Here is a 9694-nt window from a genome sequence, read left to right on the forward strand (position 1 = left end):
ACCGGTCACATGTAGCCTTCCCGAAGGGCAAAAGCCACGGCATGCGCCCGATTGCGCAGGTGAAGCCGTGTGGTGACTCCGTGCATGACGTTCTTGACGGTCCGTTCGGAGTAGGACAGCTTGCCCGCGATCTCACCGGTGTCGAAGCCCTCGGAGACCAGGCGCAGGACGTCCACCTCCCGGGACGTGAGGCCCAGGGTCGGCGATCCGGTCCGGCCCGCCGCACCCCGGTGCAGCGTGCCCACCTGGTGGATCAGCCGGCCGAGCAGATCGGCGGGCAGATCACCGTCACCGCGGGACGCGGCCAACACCGCCTGCACCAACCGCTCGGCCGTGGCCTCGTGGCGCCAGACGATCGCGCCGACACCGCACTCCACCACGTCCAGCAGCTCGTTCTCCCGCATCTCGCCCACCACGAGAACGGCGCGCGCCCCCTCGCTGCGCACGATCCGGCGCAGCCGGGTCAACGCCGCCTCGTCGAGGGCGTCCTCCACGAGCAGGGCCACCGTGCCCGGACCGGACTCCTCGCGGAGCTCGATCTCCGGGTGTCTGCGCAACAGGCCGACCGCTCCCTCCCTGCTGATCGGATCCGCGGCGGACACCGCCACGGGAACGCGCCGGTCCGGGGAGCCTGTGCCGCGGCCCGTGCCGGAAGAGGACGTGGTCATGGTCCGGGGTGAGTTGAGCAACCGTTTCCCCTGTTCAGCGGCCTGCGGCGGAGCGCGGCCGGCAGTGGATGAGCACCCTCAACACTTCTGCGGGCGCCACGGGAACCGCAATCGTGGAGCACCACGAGCCACACCACGAGACCCCGGCGCCGAGCACCACGAGGCGGACCTCCTCCGCGCGCGTCGCCGCAGGTCACAGCGGGTCCCGTAGGCCTCGGGGCAGGCCGGGGGCCGCGGAGTGAGGTATCCCACTTCACGTCACCCCGACACGGAAACCGTCGTCTCACCCGGCGGCGAAGCACACCCTTCACCACAGGAGGCATTGATGACCAGGCCGCTCCGTGAACGTGAAGGCGCCCGGGCGCTGATCGCGGCCGAGACGGAGCGGGCCCGCTCCGGCTCCGGCGGCCTGGTGCTCCTCCAGGGAGCCACCGGCACCGGCCGAACCTCCGTGCTGGAAAACGCCGTTCAGGACGCCGCCGGCCGAGGCTTACGGGTGCTGCAGGCGCGGTGCTCACCGGAGGACACCGCGGTGCCGTTCGCCACGGTGCTGCAACTCCTGGGACCCGTATCGGACTTCACCGACATCGGACCCGACGGCGACGACCGGGGCAGCGCCGCCCGGCTGTGGCGGCTGCTGCGCGCGTACGCGGCCGAGGGCCCGCTCCTGGTCGCGGTCGACGACGTCCACTTGGCCGACGCACCGTCCCGCCGCTGGCTGCGCGAGGCCGTACGCCGCATCGACCGGTTACCGGTCCTGCTCGTGGCGAGCGAACGCAACCAGTACGACATCGAGCCCCGACGCGCCGGGCTCGCCCAATCCCTGTCCCCGTCCCTCGTCCGCACCCACACCATCGACCCACTCGGCGACACGGCCGCCGCCGAACTCGTCCGCGCCGCCCTGCCGGCGGCCGGACCCGACTGGACGGCGGAGTGCGTACGGGCGGCCTCCGGCAACCCACTGCTGCTCCACGCCCTGCTCGACGACCTCGGCGGCCCCCGCCCGTCCGACCCCGCACCGGACACGGTCCCGCCGCTGCCCGACACCTGCGCCGCGCTGTATCCCGGGAGCTATCCGGCGGCCGTCTCGTGGTGGCTGGACAGCGCGGGTGCGGCGACCGCCGAGGTGGCCCGCTGCCTGGCGGCGCTGGAGGAGGCCTGGCCGGAGACGGACCGAGACCGCACCGGGGCCGGCGCGGGCGACCCGGTGGCTCCGGACGTGGCCGGGGTGCTGGCGCAGGCGGCCGGCGCCGACCCCGCACGCGTCACGGGCTGGCTCACCGCGATGACCCGCATCGGACTCCTGCGCCCGGACTCCGCCGGCCTGCCCCGGTACGCCCACCGGCTGCTGCGGGACGCCGTGTTGACCGGCTGGCCGACGGTACGACGGGAAGCGGCACACCGGATCGCGGCCAAGACGATGCTGCGGCGCGGCGAACGCGTCGAGGCGGTCGCCGCCCACCTGCTGCGCGCGCCGGGCGCCGGCCTGCCCTGGGCACTGCGCGTGCTGCGGGACGCGGCCACGGTCGCGGTGCACGACGCCCGGCCCGACGACGCCGCCGGCTACCTGCGCCGCGCCCTGGACGAACCGCTCTCCGACGACCGCCGCCAGCGACTGCTGACCGAACTGGGCTCGCTGGAGTACGCCTCGGCCGGTGGCTCGGTGGCCATCGCACGTCTGGCGGAGGCACAGCACCTGCCGGCCGCCCCCGGCGACCGGGTACGCGCCGCCGTCGCCCTGGGCACGGCCCTGGTCGGCCGCGGCGAGGTCACCACGGCGCTGGAGGTGCTGCGGCGCACGGAAGGCAGTCTGGACGGACACCCCGGACTCACCCGCACCGTGCAGACCGCCACCGCCCTGCTGGCCGACGCCGACCTCGTGACCCGTCAGGAGACCTACCGCAGGCTCTCCGAGAGCGGAGAGTTCGCGCCGGAGCTCGTCGGCACCGCCAGCCGGGCCCTGCTGGTGCGCTACGAGGCGACGGCCGGACTGATCTCGGCCGGCGAGGCCATGACCCGCGTACGGGCCCTGCTCGCCCAGCCCTCCGACCCGCTGGCCGAGCCGTTCCTGCTGGGAACGGCGGCCGCGGTCGCCGAATGGGCCGACGAACTCGACGAGGCCGAACGGCTCGTGGACCGCGGACTGGCCGGCCAACACCCCGCCCTGCTCCACCCCATGGAACACGCGCTGCTCAACACCCGCGCGGACATCGCGGCGGCCCGCGGCGACGTCGCCCGGCTGATCGCCGTGCGCGGCGACGGCGCGGCCGTCGCCGCCCGCGCCCACAGCGGACCCTCCAACCGGGACGCCCACGTACTGATGGCACTCGTCCACACCGGACGCGCGCAGGAAGCCGCCCTGCTCGCCGACGCCTTCGACCTCAGCCGGGCCCCGGAATCATGGGAGCTGAACCGCTTCCTCTACGCGCGGGGAGTACAGCGCCTCGCCGCCGGCGACCCGGCGGGCGCGCTCCACGACTTCCTGGAGTGCGGCCGCCGCCAGAGCGCCCGCGAGGTGCTCAGCCCGGTCGTCACCCCCTGGCGCACGGCCGTCGCCCAGTGCCGCCTCGCGCTCGGCGGCAGCCAGGAGGCCCTCGCCCTGGCCACCGAGGAACTGCGGCTGGCCCGGGTGTGGAACACCCCGCGCACGGTGGGACGCGCGCTGCGCGTCCTCGGCGCCGCGACCGGCGGCCGCCGAGGACTGCACCTCGCCGAGGAGGCGGTCGAAACCCTCAGGAGCGCGCCCGCCGACGCCGGCATGGAACTCGTCGAGGCCCTCCTCGCCCAAGGCCGCCAACTCCACGCCGCCGGCGAACGCGGACGCGCCCGCGACCGGCTGCGGGAGGCGGCGGACCTCGCCGAACGCAAGGGCGGCCTGCGCCTGCTCGCCCTCGCCGAGCAGGCCCTCCGCGCGGGCGGCGCCCGGCTCCCGGCCGCGGCGCGGACCGGCTCGGGGGCCCTGACCGGCAGCGAACGCCGTATCGCGGAACTCGCCGCGGCGGGGCGGACGAACACCGAGATCGCCGACCTGCTGCACCTGGCCCGCCGCACCGTGGAGACCCATCTGACGAGCACCTACCGGAAACTGGGCATACGCCGCAGGGCGGAACTGCCCGCGACCCTGGCCCACACCCGCCCCCCGACCGCCGACGCCCCGGGACCACCATGATCCCCGCCCCCGCGTTCGTCCGTACCCTCCTGCCGATCGTCTCAGGCCGGGAAACGGCCTGGCCGGACCGCGGCGGACATCAGCGGAGCGGGCCTCACGGCCGGCTCCCGCCCGTGGCCACCGTCGACCGGCCGGCGTCCTCGCCGGCGGCCCGCGCCATCGAGGTGTCGTCGTCCGCGCGCGTGACGGCGGCGCGTACGACCAGTACGGCGGCCGTGTCGTCGTCCAAGCCCTGCGCGCTGAACCGGTGCAGGTCGGCCGCGAGTCGGGGCAGCACCTCGCGGTCCGCCACCTCCTGCCAGGCCGACACCCGCTCGACGAGCGGGTAGAAGGCCCCCGACGCGTCGCGGGTCTCACTGACGCCGTCGGTGTACATGAGCACGCGGTCACCCACGTCGAAGGCCACTTCCTCGACGACGTGGTCCTCCTCGACGAGCACCGGCAGGTGGACGGGCGGGGACGGCCGGGGGAAGTCGACGTACTGGGCCACGTGTCCGCGAGCCTGGCGGACGGGCGGCGGATGACCGCAGCTGAGCAGGCGCATCACGGGGCGGTCGACGGGAATCTCGGCAAGGATCACCGTCGCGAAGCGGTCGGCGTCGCCGATGCCGACGCGTGACTCGTAGTGGCGCATGCTGGCTTCGAGCTTGCGCGCGATCGCGGGCAAGTCGGGTTCGGTGTACGCGGATTCCCTGAACGAGCCGAGGAGCACCGCCGCGATCTCCACCGCCCCCAACCCCTTGCCCTGCACGTCGCCGATCATCACGCGCACTGCGCCCTCCACTTGGAGCGCCTTGTAGAAGTCGCCGCCCAGGTGGGCGCCGGCCACCGACGTTTCGTACAAGAGGTGGAGGTCGACGCACCCCAGATGCTCGGGCAGCGGGTGTTGGACGGCGCGCTGTGCCACGTCCGCGACCTTCCGGATGTGCCGCAGTTCCCTCTCGCGCCGCTGACGGACACTGCTGGACCAGGCTGCCACCACGCTGATCATCCCGACCAGCACGGTGATCGACAGGCCGGTCGAGACGGCGGGCTCCCCGCGGACCACCTCCAGGACGGTCAGCACCACGATCGCCGCGGCCCCGAAGGCCATGGTCCCCCACACCCCCCACCCCACGGCGGCCAGCCCGGGCACCACGTAGAGGAAGGCGCCGTAGTGATCCTGCCGCGGTGTGGCGAAGTCGGTGACAGCCGCTGCCACGATCATGAGAGCAGGAAGCAGGCGGACCGCGCGGTAACGGGTTCTCGTGTTGCGAAGGAGCTCCACCATCCGATCTTGAGCGAAGCCCGCAGGCGTGCGCCGCCCGCCACGCCGCCGAGCGGGAAGCGGGCTCGGCATCGCGACACCGGCGAGATCCGCACGGCTCCGCACGGAGCCGCACAGAGCGCCTCGACCCGTACAAAGGTTCGATTCAGGGGAAAGTCGGCGGATGCTGCCGCTTCCGTCAGCCGTGTTCGTGGAGCGCTAAGACCACATTGCACGGATATTGTGGGAAATGTGATCGAGTCTGGACGGCCGCGGCTCCGCCGGCGCTCCGGCCGGGGGAGGCTTGTCCGGCTGTCACCGGTCATCCTGACCGTGGTGATCGCCGGCCTGGCCTACGCCACCCCGCCGGATATGGCCTTCAGTCGCCTCCTGCCCGCGGCGCCGGCCCTGGCGGCCGCCATGTGGCCGGTCCTCCCCACCGTCCTGCTCGGGACGGTCTGCCTCCTCCTCATGATCGGCCTCAGTTTCGTCTTCCCCGACCTGGGGACGTGGTGGACGTGCGGGGGGATCGTCGCGGTCACCGTGGCCGCAGCCTACGGAAGCCACGTCCGGCTCCAGCGCGAGCGCACCCTCTTCCAGGTACGACTCGTCGCCGACGCGGCACAACAAGTGGTGCTGAGCCCCATGCCACGCCGCATCGGAAGCATGGAGATCGAGTCGCTGTACCTCGCGGCCGCCGCGGAGGCCCGCATCGGCGGGGACTTCTACGAGGTGGTCGACACGCCCCACGGAGTCAGGCTGCTCATCGGAGACGTACGGGGCAAAGGCCTGCCGGCGGTCGGGGCTGCCGCGGCCATCGTCAACGCCTTCCGGGAGGCGGCCTACGGCGAGGCCGACATGATCGACGTCGCACGCAGGCTGGACGCCAGCAGTACCCGCTACAACGCCGCCTTTCCCCCCGAAGGGCCGATGGAACGCTTCGCCACCGCCCTTCTCGTCGAGATCCCGCACGACGGCAGACACATCGACATCCTCAACTGCGGACACCCCCCACCACTGCTCCTGACCCGAGGCAGGCTCCGCGTCCTCGAATCCGCCACCCCCTCGCCGCTGCTCAGCCTCGCGGAGCTCATCGGCGAGCACTACAACGTCGACACCTTCGACCTCGCCCCCGGCGACCTTCTGCTCCTCTACACCGACGGGATCGCCGAGGCCCGCGCCCGCGACGGCGAGTTCTTCCCCCTGGCCACCTGGATGCGTGGACAGCCCCCCACATCACCCCGCGAACTGCTCACGGCCCTTCACCGCGACCTCCTGCGCTACAGCCGAGGACGCCTCGACGACGACATCGCCGCCCTCGTCGTCCGCCTGTGCGAGCCCTGAGCCCTGGGTGGCGAGAGGCGGGGATGCCCTGGCATCCGTCCTGGTTCACCATGTCCGACACCGACTCCTTCGCCCCCCGCCGGCTGAAGCGTCACTGGGACCACCCGCTCCCCCTCCTCTTGGGGCACACGTACGAAGGTGCGATGATTCGTTCGTGGTGGCAGATGCCGAATGGACTCGGATTCGGGCGGCCCTGAGCTTCGGACAGGTCTTCAAAGGCACTGTGGTGAAGGTTCCCAGGCCCGGCGCGATCGGGATCTTCGTGGACATCGGCCTGGTGGTCGGAGGCTTTGTCGACGTCCTGTTGCTGCCGGACGAGATCGAGGACTGGCCGGCGGAGGGCACGGTCGCCGATTTCGAGATCTGGTGGGTCGACAGCCGCCAACAGATCCGGCTGAAGCCGGCCGATCCCCGGTATCTGCGGAACGACTTCGCGAGCTTCGTCGAAGGCCTGCGTCCCGGTTGGTCATCCGACGTCGGTCAGCCGGTGTGGGACCCGGAACCCGCACCCCGCACCGACCGCGTCCGAACACCGGACTGACAAGGTTCCCCGACCACCGACACCGACACCCGCGAACAGGAGACCATCGGCCTGCGCCTCGACGCTCCGCACGCCACGTACGTCGTTCCCCAGGTCGACATCTACTGACCGGCAGCGCGACGACGGCACCCTGTGGGACGGCAAGACGGTTCCGGCGGGAACCGTCACAGCCGAGGGCTGCTACGGTTCCCGCGATCATCACATCGCCTGGGGGCAACACATGGACATCGGTCTCCTCCTGCTCGTACTGGGACTGGTCGGTTCGGTACTCGGCGGCTGGGTCGCCCTCAACGTGCGTGGCTCGGCCACCACCTTGGAGCGCTGGGGCGAGACCAACGCGGAACTGCGCAGGCACGCCCGGGGAGACCTCGGCCCCGCGACCCGGAGCGGGTCGGTCGCCCTGTACCCCTACATCGGCACGGCGGTGGGCCTGGGCGGGACCGTCCTGACCCTGGCCGGCCTGGCGATGGTCCTCTGACCCGAGGGGCGGCCGCCCGCCGACGTCACGTGCGGGGGCGGCTCGCGGTGTCGAGGTAGAAGGCGTCGATGCTCCGGACGGCCTGCTCGAACTCATCCAGGTTGACGGGCTTGGTGACGTAGGCGTTGGCGTGACTGCTGTACGCGCCGACCACGTCGTCCGGGGCGGAGGAGGTGGTGAGGACGACCACGGGGATGGTCTGGAGGTCCTCGTCGGTCTTCAGGACCTTCAGCAGGTCGCGGCCGTTCATGCGGGGCATGTTCAGGTCGAGGACGATCAGGTCGGGACGCACGCTGCCCGGCGCCCGGAGGTGTTCCAGGGCGGCGACCCCGTCGGTGACCTGGACCAGGTTGCGGGCGCCGCGTTCGGAGAGGGCTTCCTCGATGAGCATGGCGTCGGCCAGGTCGTCCTCGACCAGCAGGACGTCGAACGGTCGGGACGGGGTGCTCGTCATCGGTTGCTCCGTGGGTGCTTCGTCGGTGTGGTTGAACAGTCCCGGCCAGCGGCGCCGAGCACCTTGGCGGGTCATCCCGCAGGCGGCGCCGATCTGCGGATAGCCGGCCCCCGCGCGGGCCGCGGCCACGGCCGCTTCCCGCTGCAGGCGTTCGGTGGCCTGCCGGACCTGGTCCAGCAGGTGGATCAGGGCCAGGGCGTGCGCCGGATCGGCTGACGCCGGAGGTGCCGGGGTATCCAGCAGCCGATGTGCGAGGCGCCGCGCAAGGTCGCTGACTACCGCGTCCGCGATCGCGGCCGTCTCCTGCGGGGTGGTCCGCAACACGAAGCTTTCACCTTCCATACCAGGCACTGTAGACGTACACACTGCGACAACACAGGTTGTCGCGGGCCCTTGGAGCGGGCGGGCCACTTCGCCGACAGGGCCCAGGGCCCGCCGCGCCCGTCGATCGACACGCCGCCGCGCACCGTACGCCGCGTCGGCGCATCGAGGTCGTCGTACAACAGTCGTACAACAGAGGGGCCCCGACCCGGGGCCGGTGCAGTCGCCACGAAACGGGCCGTCCGCGACTCGCGTGTCCCGTGCCCCTCGCGCACGCCGCGCGGGACCGGGCGCGGGTGGGCTCGTCCGGGTGGCAGCTGTGGCGGTTGGCGTAGCCGCGCGCCGTGGCCGGGCCCACAGCGGGCAGGGATGGCGAGCCACGGCCCCGACAGCGGCGGCCGGGTGACCATCGCGTACAGAAGGAGAGACCCATGACCGAGCGGATGTGGAGCTACAACCCCGAGGCGCACTACACGCCCGGCACCAGCCTGGTCGGCTTCAAGGTCGAGGCGAGCGACGGGAGCATCGGCAAGGTCGACGAGGACACGGAGGAGGTCGGCTCGTCCTACATCGTCGTCGACACCGGCCCGTGGATCTTCGGCAAGGAAGTCCTCCTGCCCGCGGGCACCGTCGTCCGCGTCGACGTCAAGGAGAAGGAGGTCCAGGTCAACCTGACCAAGGAACAGATCAAGAACTCCCCGGAGTACGACAAGGACAAGCACCGCGGCAACGCCGAGTACCGGGACGAGGTCGGCCAGTACTACAGCCGCGACATGGGCATCTGACCCGCGCGGCCCGCGCGGCCCGCGCGGCCCGCGTCATCGGCCGCCGGCCCCGCGCCGGCGGCCGGCGGCGCGGATGACCTCCTCGGTCGGATCGACCTCCACGAGGTGGAGGGGCTCGACCGATCCAGGAGGACCGAGGGGTGCATGACCGCGGCGGTCGGGCAGCAACTGCCCGATCGCCGCACTTTCAGGTGCCGTCAGGTGCCGTCAGGTCTCGTCAGGCGCCGTCAGGTGCCGCCCTCGCCGGGCCGAACGGTATGGACGAGGGTGGCGAGCATGTCGACGGCGCTGCCGTCGTGGTCGCTGCCGGCGGTGCCGCTGCCGCTCTGCAGGTTGGCCGCTCGATCGACCTCCAGGACGGAGTCCGAGTGGGAGTTGTCGATGACGGTGATCAGGCTCTCGCCGGCGGTGGACGGCGCGGCGCCCGCTCCGATCAGGGCCACCGCCAGACAGGCGGCGGCCCGCATGCGCGCACCGGTCACACGCCGGCGCCTTCGCGAGCCGCGGGCAGGGTGTGGTGCCGGGCGATGTTCCGGGCCAGGAGGCGGGTGGACTCGCTCACTCCGATCTCCTGGCCGTCCTCTGCCGCGGGCAGGCGTCCGTCGGAGAGGCGGAGTTCGGCGAGGGCGGTGTCCATGGCGCGGTGGGCGGCGAACAGGCAGGGGGTGCTGTAGATCGCGACGTCGAC

General features: G+C 72.4%; 9 protein-coding genes and 1 pseudogene. 5 read left to right on the forward strand and 5 right to left on the reverse strand.

What is annotated here, in order from left to right:
- Window positions 1-5 precede the first annotated feature (5 nt).
- Window positions 6-668 carry a response regulator transcription factor gene (locus ACIRO3_RS34255; protein ID WP_361786381.1) on the reverse strand — a complete coding sequence of 221 codons (663 nt, stop codon included), beginning with the start codon at window positions 666-668 and terminating at the stop codon, window positions 6-8.
- 325 nt (window positions 669-993) lie between these two features.
- Between ACIRO3_RS34255 and ACIRO3_RS34260 the strand changes: the two genes are divergently transcribed.
- The gene (locus tag ACIRO3_RS34260) at window positions 994-3837 is read left to right on the forward strand and encodes an AAA family ATPase (protein ID WP_404143348.1); all 2844 of its coding nucleotides are present in this window, start codon (window positions 994-996) and stop codon (window positions 3835-3837) included.
- A 94-nt stretch (window positions 3838-3931) separates the two neighbouring features.
- Here the strand turns inward: ACIRO3_RS34260 and ACIRO3_RS34265 are convergent, their stop codons facing one another.
- On the reverse strand, window positions 3932-5038 hold the full coding sequence (locus tag ACIRO3_RS34265; RefSeq protein ID WP_404143350.1) for a PP2C family protein-serine/threonine phosphatase: 1107 nt from the start codon (window positions 5036-5038) through the stop codon (window positions 3932-3934).
- A gap of 297 nt (window positions 5039-5335) precedes the next feature.
- Here ACIRO3_RS34265 and ACIRO3_RS34270 point away from each other — a divergent pair, with 297 nt between their 5' ends.
- The 3 genes from ACIRO3_RS34270 to ACIRO3_RS34280 all read left to right on the forward strand — a co-directional run bounded on the left by ACIRO3_RS34270 (window position 5336) and on the right by ACIRO3_RS34280 (window position 7446).
- The gene (locus ACIRO3_RS34270) at window positions 5336-6427 is read left to right on the forward strand and encodes a PP2C family protein-serine/threonine phosphatase (RefSeq protein WP_404143351.1); all 1092 of its coding nucleotides are present in this window, start codon (window positions 5336-5338) and stop codon (window positions 6425-6427) included.
- 226 nt (window positions 6428-6653) lie between these two features.
- Window positions 6654-6968, forward strand: a complete 315-nt coding sequence (locus tag ACIRO3_RS34275) for a hypothetical protein (RefSeq protein ID WP_404143352.1) — start codon at window positions 6654-6656, stop codon at window positions 6966-6968.
- 220 nt (window positions 6969-7188) lie between these two features.
- Complete coding sequence (locus ACIRO3_RS34280) at window positions 7189-7446, forward strand: hypothetical protein (protein ID WP_404143353.1); 258 nt, start codon at window positions 7189-7191, stop codon at window positions 7444-7446.
- A 25-nt stretch (window positions 7447-7471) separates the two neighbouring features.
- On the opposite strand, the gene ACIRO3_RS34285 is transcribed toward ACIRO3_RS34280, so the two are convergent.
- The gene (locus ACIRO3_RS34285; protein WP_404143354.1) at window positions 7472-8242 is read right to left on the reverse strand and encodes a response regulator; all 771 of its coding nucleotides are present in this window, start codon (window positions 8240-8242) and stop codon (window positions 7472-7474) included.
- Window positions 8243-8652: 410 nt separating this feature from the next.
- Here ACIRO3_RS34285 and ACIRO3_RS34290 point away from each other — a divergent pair, with 410 nt between their 5' ends.
- The gene (locus ACIRO3_RS34290; RefSeq protein ID WP_404143355.1) at window positions 8653-9006 is read left to right on the forward strand and encodes a PRC-barrel domain-containing protein; all 354 of its coding nucleotides are present in this window, start codon (window positions 8653-8655) and stop codon (window positions 9004-9006) included.
- A gap of 227 nt (window positions 9007-9233) precedes the next feature.
- On the opposite strand, the gene ACIRO3_RS34295 is transcribed toward ACIRO3_RS34290, so the two are convergent.
- The gene (locus ACIRO3_RS34295; RefSeq protein WP_404143356.1) at window positions 9234-9488 is read right to left on the reverse strand and encodes a hypothetical protein; all 255 of its coding nucleotides are present in this window, start codon (window positions 9486-9488) and stop codon (window positions 9234-9236) included.
- Window positions 9485-9694: pseudogene (locus tag ACIRO3_RS34300) on the reverse strand (carboxyvinyl-carboxyphosphonate phosphorylmutase); the annotation flags it as partial. The pseudogene ACIRO3_RS34300 and the gene ACIRO3_RS34295, both read right to left, overlap by 4 nt.

This window comes from Streptomyces sp. NPDC102278, from assembly GCF_044766345.1.
Lineage (GTDB): Bacteria > Actinomycetota > Actinomycetes > Streptomycetales > Streptomycetaceae > Streptomyces.

Bases quoted from the DNA above. Each gene is read 5' to 3' on its own strand.
- ACIRO3_RS34255 (WP_361786381.1), bottom strand. From the start codon at position 668: ATGACCACGTCCTCTTCCGGCACGGGCCGCGGCACAGGCTCCCCGGAC.
- ACIRO3_RS34260 (WP_404143348.1), top strand. From the start codon at position 994: ATGACCAGGCCGCTCCGTGAACGTGAAGGCGCCCGGGCGCTGATCGCG.
- ACIRO3_RS34280 (WP_404143353.1), top strand. From the start codon at position 7,189: ATGGACATCGGTCTCCTCCTGCTCGTACTGGGACTGGTCGGTTCGGTA.
- ACIRO3_RS34285 (WP_404143354.1), bottom strand. From the start codon at position 8,242: ATGGAAGGTGAAAGCTTCGTGTTGCGGACCACCCCGCAGGAGACGGCC.
- ACIRO3_RS34290 (WP_404143355.1), top strand. From the start codon at position 8,653: ATGACCGAGCGGATGTGGAGCTACAACCCCGAGGCGCACTACACGCCC.